Annotated in this window: 15 protein-coding genes; 12 read left to right on the top strand and 3 right to left on the bottom strand. The window is 41.1% G+C overall.

The features are described 5' to 3' along the window. The first annotated feature begins 18 nt into the window (after positions 1–18). The 5 genes from pstB to PSH54_RS17590 all read left to right on the top strand — a co-directional run bounded on the left by pstB (position 19) and on the right by PSH54_RS17590 (position 4733). Positions 19–846 (top strand): phosphate ABC transporter ATP-binding protein PstB, encoded by an 828-nt coding sequence (pstB, locus tag PSH54_RS17570; protein ID WP_273606717.1) that lies wholly within the window; start codon positions 19–21, stop codon positions 844–846. A 45-nt stretch (positions 847–891) separates the two neighbouring features. After that, on the top strand, positions 892–1593 hold the full coding sequence (phoU, locus tag PSH54_RS17575; RefSeq protein ID WP_004587621.1) for a phosphate signaling complex protein PhoU: 702 nt from the start codon (positions 892–894) through the stop codon (positions 1591–1593). Between the two features lie 150 nt (positions 1594–1743). After that, entirely contained in the window at positions 1744–2421 is a 678-nt protein-coding gene (locus tag PSH54_RS17580; protein ID WP_004587620.1) for a TIGR00153 family protein, read from the top strand. A gap of 40 nt (positions 2422–2461) precedes the next feature. Continuing rightward, positions 2462–3730 (top strand): inorganic phosphate transporter, encoded by a 1269-nt coding sequence (locus tag PSH54_RS17585; RefSeq protein ID WP_024031439.1) that lies wholly within the window; start codon positions 2462–2464, stop codon positions 3728–3730. A gap of 82 nt (positions 3731–3812) precedes the next feature. Beyond that, on the top strand, positions 3813–4733 hold the full coding sequence (locus PSH54_RS17590; protein ID WP_004587618.1) for a hydrogen peroxide-inducible genes activator: 921 nt from the start codon (positions 3813–3815) through the stop codon (positions 4731–4733). A 119-nt stretch (positions 4734–4852) separates the two neighbouring features. Here the strand turns inward: PSH54_RS17590 and PSH54_RS17595 are convergent, their stop codons facing one another. Further along, positions 4853–5065 carry a hypothetical protein gene (locus tag PSH54_RS17595; protein ID WP_024031438.1) on the bottom strand — a complete coding sequence of 71 codons (213 nt, stop codon included), beginning with the start codon at positions 5063–5065 and terminating at the stop codon, positions 4853–4855. A 187-nt stretch (positions 5066–5252) separates the two neighbouring features. Beyond that, positions 5253–7784 carry an EAL domain-containing protein gene (locus PSH54_RS17600; RefSeq protein ID WP_273606718.1) on the bottom strand — a complete coding sequence of 844 codons (2532 nt, stop codon included), beginning with the start codon at positions 7782–7784 and terminating at the stop codon, positions 5253–5255. A gap of 201 nt (positions 7785–7985) precedes the next feature. On the opposite strand from PSH54_RS17600, the gene queA reads away from it, so the two are divergent. The 7 genes from queA (at position 7986) to PSH54_RS17635 (ending at position 16449) form a co-directional block, all read left to right on the top strand. Further along, positions 7986–9017: a tRNA preQ1(34) S-adenosylmethionine ribosyltransferase-isomerase QueA gene (gene queA / locus PSH54_RS17605; RefSeq protein ID WP_004587615.1), complete on the top strand. Its 1032-nt coding sequence runs from the start codon at positions 7986–7988 to the stop codon at positions 9015–9017. Positions 9018–9192: 175 nt separating this feature from the next. Then, positions 9193–10317: a tRNA guanosine(34) transglycosylase Tgt gene (tgt, locus tag PSH54_RS17610; RefSeq protein ID WP_004587614.1), complete on the top strand. Its 1125-nt coding sequence runs from the start codon at positions 9193–9195 to the stop codon at positions 10315–10317. Between the two features lie 25 nt (positions 10318–10342). Next, positions 10343–10678 (top strand): preprotein translocase subunit YajC, encoded by a 336-nt coding sequence (yajC, locus tag PSH54_RS17615; RefSeq protein ID WP_004587613.1) that lies wholly within the window; start codon positions 10343–10345, stop codon positions 10676–10678. Positions 10679–10697: 19 nt separating this feature from the next. Beyond that, complete coding sequence (secD, locus tag PSH54_RS17620) at positions 10698–12557, top strand: protein translocase subunit SecD (RefSeq protein ID WP_004587612.1); 1860 nt, start codon at positions 10698–10700, stop codon at positions 12555–12557. A 9-nt stretch (positions 12558–12566) separates the two neighbouring features. Then, positions 12567–13514 (top strand): protein translocase subunit SecF, encoded by a 948-nt coding sequence (secF, locus tag PSH54_RS17625; protein ID WP_004587611.1) that lies wholly within the window; start codon positions 12567–12569, stop codon positions 13512–13514. Between the two features lie 318 nt (positions 13515–13832). Continuing rightward, on the top strand, positions 13833–15623 hold the full coding sequence (locus tag PSH54_RS17630) for a bifunctional diguanylate cyclase/phosphodiesterase (RefSeq protein WP_029772780.1): 1791 nt from the start codon (positions 13833–13835) through the stop codon (positions 15621–15623). 16 nt (positions 15624–15639) lie between these two features. Then, positions 15640–16449, top strand: coding sequence for a substrate-binding periplasmic protein (locus tag PSH54_RS17635; RefSeq protein ID WP_273606719.1), 810 nt, complete (start codon positions 15640–15642; stop codon positions 16447–16449). Between the two features lie 53 nt (positions 16450–16502). Here the strand turns inward: PSH54_RS17635 and suhB are convergent, their stop codons facing one another. Continuing rightward, the gene (gene suhB / locus PSH54_RS17640) at positions 16503–17306 is read right to left on the bottom strand and encodes an inositol-1-monophosphatase (RefSeq protein ID WP_024031435.1); all 804 of its coding nucleotides are present in this window, start codon (positions 17304–17306) and stop codon (positions 16503–16505) included. Positions 17307–17679 lie beyond the last annotated feature (373 nt).

Raw genomic sequence — 17679 nt, forward strand, 5'->3', positions numbered from 1 at the left:
GAATTATAGGTAACAAACATGATTACAGTCGCTCCACAAGTAAACCAAGCTAACAAAAGCTTGAAGTTAGACTTAGAAAACTTAACTGATGACCAAAAAGCGTTAGAGATTAAGGAACTTGATCTTTACTATGGTGAAAAGCAAGCGCTTAGCAAAGTAAATATGAATATCCCGAAAGGCCAAGTTACGGCGTTTATCGGCCCGTCTGGTTGTGGTAAATCAACGCTATTGCGTTGTATTAACCGCATGAACGATTTAGTTGATGTGTGTCGTATTGAAGGTGAAATATTACTTCACGGCCAAAACATTTACGATAAAACTGTAGATGTAGCCGCGCTTCGTCGTAACGTGGGTATGGTGTTTCAGCGTCCTAACCCATTTCCTAAATCAATTTATGAAAATGTGGTTTATGGCCTACGCTTACAAGGTATTAAAGAAAAGCGTAAGCTAGATGAAGTGGTAGAACAATCACTTCGCGGTGCGGCTTTATGGGATGAAGTAAAAGACAGATTACACGATAGTGCATTTGGTCTATCGGGTGGTCAGCAACAGCGTTTAGTTATTGCCCGCTCAATTGCGATTGAACCTGAAGTACTATTACTTGATGAACCAACATCGGCACTTGATCCAATTTCTACTTTGGTTATTGAAGAGCTAATTAACGATTTAAAGAACAAATTTACCGTTGTTATTGTGACACATAACATGCAACAAGCAGCGCGTGTATCTGATCAAACGGCCTTTATGTACATGGGCGAGTTGATTGAATACTCAGACACAAATACCTTATTTACAACGCCAAGCAAAAAGAAAACGGAAGACTACATTACAGGCCGTTACGGCTAGTCGTATACGTTTTAGTGTTGTAAACGAATTTAAGAGAAGGTAATTATGGAACATAATATAAATAAGCATATTTCTGGGCGCTTTAACCAAGAGCTAGAAAATGTTCGTAACCATGTACTTAACATGGGTGGCCTAGTTGAGCAGCAGCTAAGCAGTGCATTAGATGCAGTAAGTCGTAATGATGCTGAACTGGCACAAAAAGTACGCCAGAACGATTACAAAGTAAATGCGATGGAAGTTAGCATTGATGATGAATGTACGCGCATCATTGCTCGTCGTCAGCCTGCAGCGAGCGATTTACGCTTAGTAATAGCCATTGCAAAAACGATTGCCGATTTAGAACGCATTGGCGATGAAGCAGAGCGCATTGCTAAAGTTGCACTTGATTCATTTACTAAAGATCAGCAAGATTTATTAGTGAATATTGAAAACATGGGTCGCCAAGTTTTAAAAATGCTACACGATGTACTTGATGCGTTTGCGCGCATGGATGTACAACGCGCCTTTGAAGTACATAAAGAAGATGCAAAAGTTGACCGTGAATATGAAGCAATCACACGTCAAATTATGACTTACATGATGGAAGATCCACGCTCAATTCCTAAAATTATGGATTTAGTGTGGTCTGTACGTTCATTAGAGCGTATTGGCGACCGTTGCCAAAATATTGCGGAATACATTATTTATTTTGTAAACGGCAAAGATATTCGTCATACATCTCAAGAAGATATAGAAAAATCGTTGTAGGTTTTTATCTATCATTCTTTTTTATTAAAGCGGCTTAGTGCCGCTTTATGCATTGTTAGCCATGATGAAATAATAAAAAGCGTTCACAATCGCGGCTAATACTGTAAAATTCATGCTGCAAAGCATATCAATTTGATTAAAGGGTCAGTTATGCCTACAAACGCGTTTTTAGGAGTATTTGCAAAATCTCCTATCAAACCAATGGAAGAACACATCAAGAAGGTTCATCAAGCAAGTAAAGCCTTGATACCTTTTTTTAATCACGTATTTAAAGAAGAGTGGCAGCAAGCAGAAGAGCTTCGCTTAACTATTCGTAATTTAGAGCGTGAAGCTGATGATATGAAAAGAGATATACGCTTACAATTACCGCGTGGTTTATTCATGCCGGTAGAGCGTACAGATCTGCTCGAACTCGTAACTCAACAAGATAAAATAGCAAATAAGGCTAAAGACATTGCAGGGCGCGTAATTGGCCGTGAAATGACAATTCCTAGTGCTATGCAAGCAGACTTTTTAGCTTATCTAACACGTTGTGTTGATGCGACTAAACAAGCATCAAAAGCAATTAATGAGTTAGAAGAATTGTTAGAAACGGGCTTTAAAGGTCGCGAGGTGACTTTAGTAGAAAAAATGCTCGTAGAATTGGATGCCATAGAACAAGACACGGATGAAATGCAAATTAAAGTACGCCGCCAACTACGCGATGTAGAAAGCGAGCTAAACCCAATTGATGTTATGTTTTTATACAAAATAATTGAATGGGTTGGCGAACTTGCAGATATTGCAGAGCGCGTAGGATCACGTCTTGAGCTGATGCTAGCTCGTTAATTTATAAAAATCAGTTCAAACGAAAGATTAAGGTTACACAATGGATATCATTGCATCTTACGGCACGGTATTAGTTTTAATTGCCGCAGCAGTCGGCTTTTTTATGGCTTATGGTATTGGCGCGAACGACGTTGCTAATGCGATGGGGACTTCGGTAGGTTCAAAAGCGTTAACAATTAAACAAGCAATTATTATTGCTATGATTTTTGAATTTGCTGGTGCTTACTTAGCAGGTGGTGAGGTTACATCAACAATCCGTAAAGGTATTATTGATGCTGCGCCTTTTGCTGCTCTCCCTGATTTAATGGTTTTAGGTATGATCTCTGCACTTTTTGCAGCGGGTACTTGGCTATTAATTGCCTCATTTTTAGGTTGGCCTGTTTCAACAACTCACTCAATTATTGGTGCAATCATTGGTTTTGCATTAGTTGCAGTGGGTACAGAGGCTATTCAATGGAATAAAGTAGGTGGTATTGTAGGTAGCTGGATTATTACACCTGCTATTTCGGGCTTTATTGCTTACTTAATCTTTATGAGTGCGCAAAAGCTGATTTTTGATACTGATGCACCACTTAAAAACGCAAAACGCTTTGTACCTTTGTACATGGGTTTAGCGGGCTTTATTATGGCGCTAGTAACAATCAAAAAAGGCTTAAAGCATATAGGTATTAACCTAGGCGCTACTGAAGGTTATTTAATTGCGATCGCAATTGCTGTGATTGTAGCTATTATTGGTAAAATTGCGATTTCACGTTTAAATATCGACCCTAAAGCCGATAAACAAATGCAATTTAATAACGTAGAAAAAGTATTTGCGGTATTAATGGTATTAACAGCGTGTTGTATGGCGTTTGCGCATGGCTCAAACGATGTAGCGAATGCAATTGGGCCACTTGCTGCGGTTGTGAACATTGTTGAAAGCAACGGTGAAATTGCTAAAAAAGCGGCTATTGCTTGGTGGATTTTACCACTAGGTGGTTTTGGTATTGTTGCCGGTCTTGCTATTTTAGGTAAAAAGGTAATTAAAACGATAGGTGAAGGTATTACTCACTTAACGCCTAGCCGTGGTTTTGCTGCCGAATTAGCTGCTGCGTCTACCGTTGTTATTGCATCAGGTACAGGTATGCCAATCTCTACTACACAAACCTTAGTTGGTGCGGTATTAGGTGTAGGTATGGCACGTGGTATTGCTGCACTTAACATGGGTGTTATCAGAAACATTGTAGTTTCTTGGGTAATTACATTGCCAGTTGGCGCTGCCCTTGCTATTGTTATTTTCTACGTACTAAGAACCGCGTTTGGGGTTTAACAAAAAAGTACTCAAAGACTTTTAGCTTGAAAAGATCTCAACGCCCTAGGTGTTGGGGTCTTTTTATTTGTGGAAAGAAAAAATGACCAACCTACCAAGTATTAAACAGCTACAGTATTTATTAGCTGTACATCAGCACCAGCATTTTGGCCGTGCAGCAAGTGCGTGCTTTATTGGGCAATCTACTTTAAGCAGTGCTATTCAAAACCTTGAAGAAACACTCGGTTGTCAGCTAATTGAGCGAGAAAATCGCAGCCTTATGTTTACCAGTATTGGTGAAGAGGTAGTGGAGCGCTCTCGTAAAATTATTAACGATACAATTAGTTTAAAAGAGCTAACCAAAAGCTTTTTAACGCCACTCAGTGGTAAGTTAGTGGTAGGGGTTATACCCACTATCGCCAGCTTCATAGCGGCGCCTTTGTATCACTTTTGTAAGCAAACCTTTTGTGATTTAGAGTTGGTACTCGTTGAAGATACCAGCGACAAGTTATTAGATAAGCTTGAACACGGCCATATTGATTTAGCCTTATTAGCCTTGCCGTACCAAACGGAGAAGTTTCATACTCAAGTATTGGCTAAAGATCACTTTAGTTTAGTGCACCATAAAGATTACAGCCCTGCTAAAGGCGTTGAAGACTTTAACTTGCTGCCCGATGCTAGTGTGTTTTTATTAGAGCGAGAGCATTGTATGACGGGGCATGCATTGAGTGCGTGTCATCTAAACCGCTCAAGCTGTATTAATCCTTTTGAAGCTGCAAGCTTACATACCTTATTAAGCATGGTAGAGCATCAGTTAGGGGTTACATTTTTACCGCAAATGGCGATTAATGCGGGTATTCTTAAAGATAAAAACATGATAGCAACCCCATCGCAAGGCGATGCCTACAGAGATATAGGCATACTGTGGCGTAAAACCACAGGAAGAATTCGCGACTTTAAGTTATTCAGCCAACAGCTAGAAGTGTTTTTGGCTCGCCAATGTAGCTTAGACTTTGAGAGTTAAGCCTATTTACCTTTAAGGTTAAAGTGCAGCAGTAATATGTTGTTTTAGGGAAACAGGGTCTGTGCATTGTGGTTATTGGTCACTATTAAGCACCAGAGTAGTATAAACAAAACAGCAGCCTACAAGGGCTGCTGTTTGCTATGTGTTTGGCTTTCAAAGGGTTCTAGTTCGGGTAGAAAAAGCAAGTAAATCCAAACCACTACATTAAAATACGGGAGTAGGCCTAAAGTAGCGAATACGCCTACTGGGTAGCCCTTTAGCTGCGCGTACCGATAGCACTGATACGCAATTACACAATGTATTACGAGAAGTAAAATAATCAACTGCGCCATACCTTCCTCCTTAAACCTGACAAGCTTTAACCTCTATGTAATTGCTAGTCATGTATGCTTATAGGTAATGTCATGTTTTTATTGTTAAATCATCAAAATAACAAGACATTTACTAAGTGGTACGTAAAGTATAGGCAATAAGTGCAATAATGATAGTAATAAAATGCTTAAAACTGTTTAAAAATGTTTAGCTGGCGCTAGTGTGTTGTTGGATAAAAGGTTTCTTCTGGTAAATAATTTTAAGCGTCGATTGTACTTTTTCTACAGGCACAGGACGGGCAATAAAATAGCCTTGTCCGTAGTCAACACCAATCTCTTTTAGTGCAAAAAATATCTCTTCGCTTTCTACGTATTCTGCCACAGAGCGCTTATCAAGGGAGCGGCTTATATCGTTAATGGCCTTAACCAGTGCTAAGTCAATGGGGTCGTTAATCATGTCGCGTACAAACGAGCCATCTATTTTTACATGCTGTGCAGGTAACTGTTTTAAATAGTTAAAAGTACTAAAGCCTGTACCAAAATCATCAATAGAAAAGTGACAGCCTAAACTGTTTAGCTTTTCTATCATTTTGCGGGTGGCTTTTAAATTGTTAACTGAGGCAGACTCGGTAATTTCAAAAATAATACGCGAAGGCGGTACGTGGTATTTTTCTAGGCTCGATTCTATATGTGGCACTAAGCGCTCATCTAAAAACGATTGAGCAGAGAGGTTAATAGCCACTTGATTTAAATCTGGGTGCTCAGCCACGCTAGCAATGGCATTGCGAATAACACATTGGTCCATTAAAAAGGTGTCGTTTAGCAGCTCAAGAGAGGGAATAAATTGATTAGGGAAAATAAGTTTATCGTCTACTTTTAAACGCAGTAACGCTTCAAAATAAGCCACTTTATTGGCTTTAAAGTCCCATATTGGCTGATAGTGCAGCTCTACGTTATCTTGCTGAAGTGCTTGTCGAATCTCATGCCCCCACTCAAGCCCGGTTTGCAAGGTGTTATTTTGCGCATCTTCTTTTGAGTAGCAGTGCACTAGGTTACGGCCTAAACTTTTAGCAATATATAAGGCAATATCGGCTTGCTTGAGGCACTCACTCGGGTCGCAATTTTTAGCCGTTATTTGCGTTAAGCCAATAGAGCAGCTAATTGAATACACTTGGTCTTCAGATTTAAACTCGTGCTGTTCAATCGCGCTACAAATACTCTCTGCAATTAGGTGAGCGTCAAGCAGCTGCGTATTTTTTAAAATAACAGCAAATTCGTCACCGCCTATTCTACACACTAAATGTTTAGCGCTAATGTTTGCTTCAAATAATTGAGCTACATCTTTTAGTACAATGTCGCCTTGTTGGTGGCCTTTGCTGTCGTTAATTATTTTAAAATGATCTAAATCGATGTAAATAAGCGCGTGCTCTACATCACCATAGGTGTGCTTGGTTTGGCATATTTTATTGAGTTGTTGATCAAAATAATAACGATTATGTAAACCTGTTAGCGTATCGTGCAGGGCTAGGTGGCGCAGCTTTAATTCAGCTTGTTTACGCTCGTGTATGTTGTCGATTGTGGCAGTAATGGTGGCATTATTACGGCTGTTTTTTATTAGCTGTAAGCGGCATTCCACCCAAATCTGATTGCCATTTTTATGATTAAGTTGAATCTCAACTTGCTGCTGGTGCATGCCGCCATTAAGAATATCGTTAATGGTCGTATTTAGTTTTACTTGGCATTCATCAGAGCAATAATCGATTAATGATTTTTGCAAAGACGATTTAACCCCAAAGCCACTTAGTGTTTCCCAAGCAGGATTGATAAAGCGAATTTTACCTTGTTGGTCGAGCTCTAAAACCACCGTATTTAAATGCAGCAAAATACGTTGGTGCGCCGAAAACAGCTCTTTGTAGCGTACTTCGCTAATACTTAACTGCTCAACCTTTTGGGCAAACTCAGCATAACTAACCATAAAGTCTTCACGGCGCGCAGCATGGTCACATACTTTATTTAAAAACGACGGGTCGTATGGCGCTCTTATAAAGTCGGTAACACCGGACAGCAGCAGCTGTTCTGCATAGTCGGCATCGTTATTATCAATAATAGTTACAATGGCTTGTTTAGGGTTATGTTGCAGTATTTCTTCGACTAAAACACTTGAAGTATCTGCGCGCGACGCGGTTGCATCAAGCAGTACAATAGCAAATTGTTGTTGGTTGTAAGCATTTAAAGCACTTTGGCTTGAGGTGACATGGGTAATGGCAAAATTGAGCTTAAGTTGCTCTGTTATTTCGTCGGCTTTTTGCGCTATTGGTTCAAGCAAGAGTAAATTAAGGCGGCTGCTTTTTTCTAAATGCGTAGACAGAACATTAGCCAGCACCTGCGGCAGCATATCTTGGTGCTCAAAGGGCAGTACGGCATCTATGCCATAACTACGAGCGGTGGTTTCTGCTATACGCTCACAGTAAATAGGCGGAATAAGTAAAATTGGGGTGTTTTTTGGGGTGTTAAGTAAGCCTGAGCGGATCATGCGAGAAAAACGCCAGCCATCTATTTTCCCCACGCTTAAGCCCGTAATAATCATATTTACTGGCTGCTTTTTTAACAGGGTGAGTGCATCTAGGCTATCTGCGGCTTCAATAAATTCAAATACGTTTAAGTACTCTAAAGTGGCGCGTATAGTGCGGCGTTCTTCGCTACTTGCGTTTAGAATGAGCAACTTCAGCTTATCTGCCACTTTTTTATAACCCCAAAACTAAACCATCATTATTAAGGACAGTAAGAATAATGATATTTACCAATAAGAACAAGATTATTTAAAGTAGTTACTCAAATGTATCTAAAATAGGGCGAATCCTCTCAACTGCGGTAGATATCTTGAGCTTAGCCGAGGATAGATATACACTTGGCGCGATTTTAATGATGTGGAATACCGACTATGCGCGTGGCTGACTTTAGCTTTGACTTACCTGATGAATTAATTGCTCGTTTTCCTAAACAAGACAGAACCAGCAGCCGTTTACTAACCCTAGATGGCCCAACTGGCAATGTTGAACACAAAGTGTTTAGCGACCTACTTGATTTAGTAAACGAAGGTGACTTATTAGTATTTAATAATACCCGCGTTATTCCCGCCCGTATGTTTGGCCAAAAAGCCTCTGGAGGTAAGGTCGAAGTACTTGTAGAGCGTGTAGTTGATGAACACCGCGTACTTGCCCATGTAAGAGCAAGTAAGTCGTTAAAGCCTGGTAACGAAGTTATTTTAGAAGGCAAAGCCAAAGCGACAATGATTGCGCGTCACGATACGTTATTTGAGCTTGAATTTGATCGTAGCCAAAATGTACTCGATATTCTAAACGACATTGGCCACATGCCTTTACCTCCTTACATTGACCGCCCAGACACCGAAGCTGACCGCGAGCGTTATCAAACCGTTTATGGCGAAAAGCCCGGTGCAGTAGCAGCGCCTACAGCAGGGCTGCATTTTGACGATAAGTTAATGGCGGCACTAAAACAAAAAGGCGTAAACATGGCGTTTGTTACGCTACATGTTGGCGCAGGTACGTTTCAGCCGGTGCGTGTAGAAAGCGTAGATGAGCATGTAATGCACTCTGAATACATTGAAGTACCTGATGAGGTGGTTCACGCTGTTGCTAATACAAAAGCTAACGGTGGGCGTGTTATAGCTGTGGGAACTACTTCTGTACGCTCGTTGGAGTCGGCAGCAAAAGTACACGGCGGTAAATTAGAGAGCTATTTTGGCGATACCGATATTTTTATTTTTCCAGGTTATCAGTTTAATGTAGTTGATGCCATGGTGACTAACTTTCACTTGCCAGAATCAACCCTCATAATGCTAGTAAGTGCCTTTAGCGGCCAAGATAACATTATGGGCGCGTACAACACGGCTATAGAACAAAAGTACCGCTTTTTTAGCTACGGCGATGCGATGTTTTTAACACGTAAATAAGCACGTTTTTATCCGGTACCGTTTTAAAAAGCCCAGCTCGCACGCTGGGTTTTTATTTGCCTGCGCTAATACGCAGTGAATTTAGCGCAGCTAATAGTAATAACGGGGCAAAAAGGGTAGAATCGAGCGGTTAAATTATAGCTTGTTGGACTGTTTTTCCGACATTGAGGATGATATGAAATTTGAATTAGACCGCACCGACGGAAAAGCGCGCCGCGGCCGCTTGATTTTTGACCGTGGTGTAATAGAAACGCCTGCATTTATGCCAGTAGGTACTTACGGTACTGTTAAGGGCATGACCCCAGATGAAGTTAAAGCCACAGGGGCACAAATTTGTTTGGGTAACACCTTTCATTTAATGCTACGTCCAGGTACTGAAATCATTAAACAACACGGTGATTTACACGACTTTATGAATTGGGACTTTCCAATTTTAACCGACTCAGGTGGTTTCCAAGTATTTAGCCTTGGTGCTATGCGTAAAATTACCGAAGAAGGCGTGTTGTTCCAATCGCCGGTAAATGGTGACCAAATTATGATGTCGCCTGAAAAATCAATGGAAGTACAGCGTGATTTAGGCTCAGACATCGTAATGATTTTTGACGAATGTACGCCATACCCTGCCACCGAAAAAGAAGCAAAAGACTCAATGGAGTTATCGCTTCGTTGGGCTAAGCGCTCTAAAGAAGGCCACGGCGATAACCCATCAGCCTTATTTGGTATTATTCAAGGTGGTATGTACCCAGAGTTACGTGCACAATCACAAAAAGGCCTAGAAGAAATTGGCTTTGATGGTTACGCATTAGGCGGCCTATCGGTTGGTGAGCCTAAAAACGAAATGATGAATATTCTTGATCATTGTGCGTACAAAATGCCAGAAGACAAACCGCGCTACTTAATGGGTGTAGGTAAACCTGAAGACTTAGTTGAGTCTGTACGCCGTGGTATTGATATGTTTGACTGTGTAATGCCTACCCGTAATGCACGTAATGGTCATTTATTTATTACCACAGGTACAATTAAAATTCGTAACGCAGTACATAAAACAGACACTGGCCCACTTGATCCTGAGTGTGATTGCCATACCTGTAAAAATTATTCGCGTGCTTATTTGCATCACCTTGATAAATGTAACGAAATTTTAGGCGCAAGACTAAACACAATCCATAACTTACGTTACTATCAGCGTGTTATGGAAGGCCTACGCAATGCAATTAGCGAAGGTAAACTAGAAGAATTTGTTAGTGATTTTTATGCTCGCCGTGGCCAAGACGTGCCAGAGCTTGCAGATATAAATTAAAATTTAAAAATATAGAGGAAGTATTATGAGTTTATTTATTTCAAACGCACACGCCGCTGCTGGTCAACCTGCTGCAAGTGGTGGCTGGGAAATGCTAATTATGTTAGCTATTTTCGGTTTAGTTTTTTACTTTTTAATTTACCGCCCACAAGCTAAGCGTGTGAAAGAGCACAAAAGCCTTATGAGCGCGATGGCTAAAGGTGATGAAGTACTTACCCAAGGCGGTTTAGTAGGTAAAATTGTTAAAATTACTGAAGATAAAGATTTCATCGTGATTTCTTTAAATGAGCAAGCTGAAGTAACAGTACAAAAATCGGCAGTATCTGCTGTATTGCCTAAAGGCACAATGAAGTCACTATAAAAATAAAAAGGACATGCCTGTGTTAAACAAGTTTCCAATTTGGAAGTATTTACTTGTTTTAGCTGTGGTAGCCATTGGCCTTTTATATGCTTCTCCAAACTTGTATGGCCGCGATCCGGCCATTCAGGTTTCGGGGGCAAAAGGCGCAGATGTCGATCTCAGTGTAGTAGACAAAGTAAACGCAACCCTCAAACAACATAATGTAACAGCTAAGTCTACCGTGCTTGAAGGCGGCCAAGTATTAGTACGTTTTAAAAATGTTGAAGAACAGCTAAAAGCGCAAGACTTACTGCGTAATTCTCTTAGCGACGATTATATCTCTGCTATTAATATGGCACCTGCGCAACCTGCATGGTTAAAATCATTGGGTGGTAACCCTATGAAGCTAGGTCTTGATTTAAGTGGTGGTGTTCACTTCACCATGGAAATCGACATGGCAACCGCGGTAGATAATCAGCTAGAGCAAATGGAACAAGATTTTCGTAGCGACCTACGCGAAGAAAAACTTCGTTACCGTAGTGTTCGCCGCGTAGCGGGCTCTGAGCGTATGCGTGTAGAAATGCGTACCGAAGAAGATAAAGAGGCGGCTGAACGCTTTTTAGCATCGCGCTACCCATTAAACGTATACATTGATGATAGCAGTAACGATCGCGCATTTTTTGCCACTATGAGTGAGCAAAAGCTTAAAGAAATACGTGACTACGCTATTAAGCAAAACGAAACCATTATTCGTAATCGTATTAACCAAATTGGTGTTGCAGAGCCTAACGTACAGCGCCAAGGTGCTGAGCGTATTATTGTGCAACTACCAGGTGTACAAGATACAGCACGCGCTAAAGAAATTTTAGGTGCAACGGCCACGCTTGAATTTCGTGAAGTAGACGAAAACGCAGACCCAAGTGCTGCTGCTCAAGGACGTATTCCTGCGGGCACAGAAATGATCATGAGCCGTGATGGCTACCCTGTGGTACTTAAAAAACGTGTCATTCTTGAAGGTAGCCATATCACTGGTGCACAATCAGGAAACGACGAATACCAGCGCCCACAAGTAAGCATTACTTTAGATAGCAAAGGCGGGGCAAAAATGAATGCCTTTACCAAGCGTGCAATTGGTAAGCGCATGGCAACGGTATTTATTGAATACAAGCCATCGGGTAAAAAAGATGCTGACGGTAAAGCACTTCCACCTATTAAGGTAGAAGAGGTTATTAACGTTGCGACTATTCAGGCTCGTCTTGACCGCTCATTCCGTATTACAGGTATTGATAACCCAGCCGAAGCCCACAACTTAAGCTTACTATTACGCGCCGGTGCATTAGTAGCGCCAATTCAAATTGTTGAAGAGCGCACAGTAGGCCCAAGCTTAGGTCAAGAAAACATTGAAGCTGGTATGACAGCGGTAGCCCTTGGCTTTGCGTTTGTACTTGCCTTTATGCTTATTTACTACAAAGGGTTTGGTTTAGTTGCCAACATTGCATTAGCAGCTAACTTAGTGCTTATTGTAGGTGTAATGTCGTTAATTCCAGGAGCCACATTAACGCTGCCAGGTATTGCCGGTATTGTATTAACAGTGGGTATGGCGGTTGATGCTAACGTACTTATTTTTGAGCGTATTCGTGAAGAGCTGGCCGATGGCCGTAGCCCTCAGCAAGCCGTTCATTTTGGTTACGATAGCGCCTTTAGTACTATTTTTGATGCCAATATTACCACTTTAATTGCTGCGGTTATTTTATTTGCAGTGGGCACTGGCCCTATTGCAGGTTTTGCCGTAACACTGGCAATTGGTATTTTAACTTCAATGTTTACAGCCATAGTTGGTACCCGTGCGGTAATTAACTTATTTATTGGTGGTAAGCGCATTGATAAACTTTCAATTTAAGGAGCGGACATGCAAATTTTAAGTTTGGGTGGTAAAACCCTACGTTTCATGTCACTTCGTAAAGTGGCAATGGGTTTTTCTACGCTATTAATTTTAGCGTCGTTTGCCTCAATTTTTATCAAAGGTTTAAACTTTGGTTTAGATTTTACTGGCGGTACCGCTGTAGAGGTTGGTTTTTCGCAACCTGCAGATTTGAAAAAAGTACGCTCAGTATTAGCTGAAAACGGGTTTGCCGATGCCTCAGTGCAGCTGTTTGGTTCTAGCCAAGATATTTTGGTTCGTTTAGCGCCGCGTGGCAGTGAAGTAAAAGCCGAAGTTATTGGTAACCAAGTTATTACTGCCTTAAAGCAAGCTGATGAGAGCGTAGTAATGCGCCGCATTGAGTTTGTAGGCCCAAGCGTAGGGGAAGACTTAAAAGAACAGGGTGGCCTTGCCATGTTAACTGCGCTTATTTGTATTTTGATTTACGTGGCATTTCGCTTTGAGTGGCGTTTTGCTGTGGGCGCGGTAGGTGCACTATTACACGATGTAATTATTACAGTTGGTTTGTTTTCTGTATTAGGGTTAGAGTTTGACTTAACTATTTTAGCGGCAATATTGGCGGTAATTGGTTACTCACTTAACGATACTATTGTTGTATCTGACCGTATTCGTGAAAACTTCCGTAAAGTACGCATCGACGACACTATCGAAATTATCGACATGTCGTTAACGCAAACACTTAACCGTACACTTGTAACGTCAATCACCACTATTTTGGTATTGATTGCGCTATTTGTGTGGGGCGGACAAACCATTCATGGCTTTGCTACAGCCCTGTTATTTGGTGTGTTCATTGGTACTTATTCTTCAGTTTACGTTGCAAGCTCGGTAGCTATTACCATGGGCGTAAGTAAAGAAGATTTAATACCAGAGGTAATTGAAAAAGAAGGCGCAGACCTAGACGCATTGCCGTAATAGAGTTAACGCTAAATAAAACCGCTCAATTGAGCGGTTTTTTATTGCGCGCGGTTTTATAGAGCTTGGTTGCCTTTAAGATTAAACGTACACGCTTTTTAGGCTGAACTTAAAGCCTTGAGCCGGTTATATAATTAAACCATTACAATAACGTAGGAATAGTTAACAGTATATTAGGCTATAAACTTAGTGCTTATATTGTATCGGCCCTAAATTGAGCAAATTTAATCCTGAAAGGTCAATAGCATCTAATGCCATAAAATTGTCATACAGGCTTGCTACTTTAATGCCCCTATTAAACGACAATCAGGTTTTGCAGTGACGATGCAGCGCAAAGTACTAGAGTACATTTTAAGTAACGGTGAAATAACCACGTTATTTCAGCCTATTTTTGATATAGCTAATCAAACAATTATAGGTTACGAAGCGCTAAGTCGAGGGCCTAAAAACAGCCCTTTGGAAATGCCTAACCGTCTGTTTGAAGCGGCCAGTGAGCACGCTTTAATTTCAGAGCTTGAGCTATTATGCCGCTCAAAAGCAATTGAAAACTTTGTAAAGCTTAATCTAAACGGTAAGTTATTTTTAAATGTAAGCCCTAAAACCTTACTCGATCCTTGCCACCCAAAAGGTGAAACCCTGCACTTAATAGAGCAGTTTGGTTTAGCAGCAAACCGCGTGGTGATTGAGGTAACAGAGCAAGAAAAGGTCGACGATGGTTTTTTATTATTAAAAACAATTGCACACTACCGCGAGCTGGGTTTTACCATTGCCATTGACGATTTAGGTGCTGGTTACTCGGGCTTAAAACAGTGGTCTGAACTATGCCCCGATTTTGTAAAAATCGACCGTTACTTTATTGATCATTGCGATGAAAGCGAAGTTAAAAAAGAGTTTTTAAAATCGATTACGGTACTAGCAAAAGCAACAAACACCGCCGTAATAGCCGAAGGCATAGAAAGAGTAGAAGAGCTTGCCTATGTTGAAAGCTTAGGGATAGCAAACGTACAAGGTTTTTTACTGGAAAAACCAAACTCAAATCCAAGCCTTGATTACAGCTCAGAGCAATTACAAGCATTGAACTTTAAACAGCCAAGCAATACGTTTGATCAATCAATGGCGATTGGCTGGCTTGCTGTTACACAAGAAGCAATAGACAGCGAAACCCGTTGCAAAGACGCCCACAAGCTATTCGAAAAAGACAAAGCCGTGATGAGCCTAGCGGTTTTAAATAAAGCCGGCCAACCGGTTGGGTTACTACATAAAGATCAGCTCACTGAGGTGTTTGCAGCGCCCTATGGCCATGCACTTTACGACAAGTGCCCCGTAACCGACTTTATGGATAAGCAACCTTTAGTGGTGGATGAAAACCAACTTCTTGATACAGTGAGTCAGCAAATTACAGAGCAAGACTTTGATATTCGCCGCCATATTGTGATCACCCGTAATGAACGTTACTTAGGGCTTGCCCCTTTGCGTGATATTTTAAAGCACATAACAGAAGAAAAAATTCGTCACGCCCAGCATGCTAATCCACTCACTATGCTCCCTGGTAATGTAGCGATTAATGAGGCAATAGAGCAAAGGTTACGCTCACAAAGTGCGTTTTCGCTTGCCTATATAGATCTTAATCACTTTAAGCAGTTTAATGATTTATACGGCTATGCCAGTGGCGATAGTGTGATTAAATTATTGGCAGATGTAACCGTGCAAGCATGCGAAAACAGTGCTAACTTTGTAGGACATATAGGTGGTGATGACTTTATGGTTGTGTTTGACCAATCAGATGCTGTGTATATTTGTAATACCATAATTGAGCAGTTTGAACTGCAATCACGCACTTTTTTTACGCCTGAGCACATTAAGAGCAAAGGTTACTGGGCTACAAATCGTGAGGGAGAAAAGCAATTTGTACCTTTACTTACGTTATCAATTGGCCTTGTGGAGCCCGACTTACAAGAATGTAAAAACAGCCATCAAGTTGCAGCACTTGCAACAGATGCTAAAAAAGAGGCTAAGCGATATCGCCATAGTTATTTGTTTATTTGTAAGCGCAGAAAGCCTGCGCCTGCCGTAGTGCGCTTAGCACCAGAGAATAAACAGGTGGTATAAAAAATAGGTAATTATTATGTTGCCATTAAAAGTAGTTGTTGGTGGGTTTGCTTTATTTGCGGTTAGTTTTTTTGTGCAAGGGGTAGAGATTGTTAATGTTGCTCAAAAGCAAAGTGTGCAAAATGCCCGTGAAGAATACCTAAGTGAGCTATTAACACGAGCCCTAGAGCGGGCTAATTACCCTGTAGACATAAAAATGCAGCCAGTGAGCTTACAGCAACAGCGTGACCTGATTGAGCTAGATAAAACAGAGTTAGATGTTTATTGGAGCATGAGCAGCCCAGAACGAGAGGCACGGGCAATAGCCGTTAAAGTCCCGCTATTTAAAGGCTTTATAGGTAAGCGCGTTTTATTAACCAGTAAAAAAAATGTCGAAAAATTTAAAGGCATTACCACGTTAGCGAAATTAAGTGAGCTCTCGGCAGTGCAAGGGCATGATTGGCCAGATACAAAAATAATGGCCTATAACGGCTTACATGTAAGGCCGCTGAGTAACTATCAAGCTATGTTTACGCTTACTAGCCGGGGCAGAATCGATTACTTTCCTCGCTCATTTATCGAAGTTAATTCTGAGCTTGTTGCCAATGCGCAGAGTAACTTAGTTATTGTGCCTAATTTATTTATTAGTTATCCCACCGGTATTTATTATTTTGTTGTAAGTAGTAAGCCAGCTTTAGCGCAAGCCATAGAGCTTGGGTTGCAAAACATGCAAAACAGCGGAGAGTTTGATGCGTTATTTGATGAGTATTTTGCAAAAGACATAAATTCTCTCCCTTTTACAAAAGGTTATACCACGGAGCTAAAGCTCGATAACCCTTACTTTTAAAACAAAAAAGGAGCCATAGGCTCCTTTTTTATAATAGGGTTACATGCACTTTATTAGCGAAGTAACGCTTCAGGTAATACTGGGCGAATTTCACGGATAATTGCTTGAGTAAGCTTAGGTGCACCACAAATAATGTTACCGCTATTGTTGTAGTTAACGCCACCTGCAAAATCAACAACCATGCCGCCAGCTTCTTTTACAAGTAACTCGCCTGCTGCTGTGTCCCACGGTTTTAAGCCAATTTCAAAAAAGCCATCAACACGGCCCGCAGCTACATAAGCCATATCTAGCGCTGCAGAACCTGCACGACGAATATCAGCAGTTTGTGTAAACAATGCTTTAAACGCGTCTGTGTATGCATCTAAGTGATGTTTTTGTTTGAAAGGGAAGCCTGTTGCTAAGATTGAACCAGCTAATTCTACGGTTTTAGTAACGCGTAAACGCTTGCTGTTTAGCTGTGCGCCTTGACCACGAGATGCAGTGAAAAGCTCGCCACGAACTGGATCGTAAATTACAGCTTGGTCTAAACGACCTTTTACTTTAAGTGCGATAGAAACCGCGAAATGAGGGATACCCTTGATGAAGTTAGTTGTGCCATCAAGCGGGTCAACAATCCATTGGTAATCTGCATCTTTGCCTTTGTGCTCACCTAGTTCTTCACCAACAATGCAGTGATCAGGGTAAGATTTTAAAATTGTATCACGAATTACGGCTTCGGCTTCTTTATCAATGTTAGTCACTAAGTCGTTAGTGCCTTTTTGTTGAATTTCAACTTTTGATAAATCTTCACTTGCGCGAAGTAAAATTTTGCCTGCGTTGCGCGCAGCGCGAACCGCAATGTTTAACATTGGATGCATGGTATTACCTTTGGGTTGTAAAAGAACGTTTATATATTTAAGCCGGCGTATTTTAGCGACTTTTGCCATAAAGTAAACAATAAACCCTAAATACTTTTGTGCGTTTTTTGTACGGCCTTGAAATGCATGTAAATTTATTCGTATCTAAGACGTGTTGGCGTGTATGGATTGAAATTTGTTCAACCAAAGGGCAACTTAATCACAGCGCGAAGTGCGAAGCCTTGGGAGCTCAATAACTTCCATGAAGCAAAGCTTCCGCGTCCTGCTCACGCTCCTTACCTACATCCATGTAGGCAAAGCTTCCGCGTCCTGCTCACGCTCCTTACCTACATCCATGTAGGCAAAGCTTCCGCGTCCTGCTCACGCTCCTTAC

This window comes from Pseudoalteromonas sp. Angola-30, from assembly GCF_028599215.1.
GTDB classification, from domain to species: domain Bacteria; phylum Pseudomonadota; class Gammaproteobacteria; order Enterobacterales; family Alteromonadaceae; genus Pseudoalteromonas; species Pseudoalteromonas atlantica.

What these genes read in the sequence shown, in the direction of transcription:
- pstB (WP_273606717.1), top strand. Translation starts at nt 19, where the DNA reads ATGATTACAGTCGCTCCACAAGTAAACCAAGCTAACAAAAGCTTGAAG.
- phoU (WP_004587621.1), top strand. Translation starts at nt 892, where the DNA reads ATGGAACATAATATAAATAAGCATATTTCTGGGCGCTTTAACCAAGAG.
- PSH54_RS17580 (WP_004587620.1), top strand. Translation starts at nt 1,744, where the DNA reads ATGCCTACAAACGCGTTTTTAGGAGTATTTGCAAAATCTCCTATCAAA.
- PSH54_RS17585 (WP_024031439.1), top strand. Translation starts at nt 2,462, where the DNA reads ATGGATATCATTGCATCTTACGGCACGGTATTAGTTTTAATTGCCGCA.
- PSH54_RS17590 (WP_004587618.1), top strand. Translation starts at nt 3,813, where the DNA reads ATGACCAACCTACCAAGTATTAAACAGCTACAGTATTTATTAGCTGTA.
- PSH54_RS17595 (WP_024031438.1), bottom strand. Translation starts at nt 5,065, where the DNA reads ATGGCGCAGTTGATTATTTTACTTCTCGTAATACATTGTGTAATTGCG.
- queA (WP_004587615.1), top strand. Translation starts at nt 7,986, where the DNA reads ATGCGCGTGGCTGACTTTAGCTTTGACTTACCTGATGAATTAATTGCT.
- tgt (WP_004587614.1), top strand. Translation starts at nt 9,193, where the DNA reads ATGAAATTTGAATTAGACCGCACCGACGGAAAAGCGCGCCGCGGCCGC.
- yajC (WP_004587613.1), top strand. Translation starts at nt 10,343, where the DNA reads ATGAGTTTATTTATTTCAAACGCACACGCCGCTGCTGGTCAACCTGCT.
- secF (WP_004587611.1), top strand. Translation starts at nt 12,567, where the DNA reads ATGCAAATTTTAAGTTTGGGTGGTAAAACCCTACGTTTCATGTCACTT.
- PSH54_RS17635 (WP_273606719.1), top strand. Translation starts at nt 15,640, where the DNA reads ATGTTGCCATTAAAAGTAGTTGTTGGTGGGTTTGCTTTATTTGCGGTT.
- suhB (WP_024031435.1), bottom strand. Translation starts at nt 17,306, where the DNA reads ATGCATCCAATGTTAAACATTGCGGTTCGCGCTGCGCGCAACGCAGGC.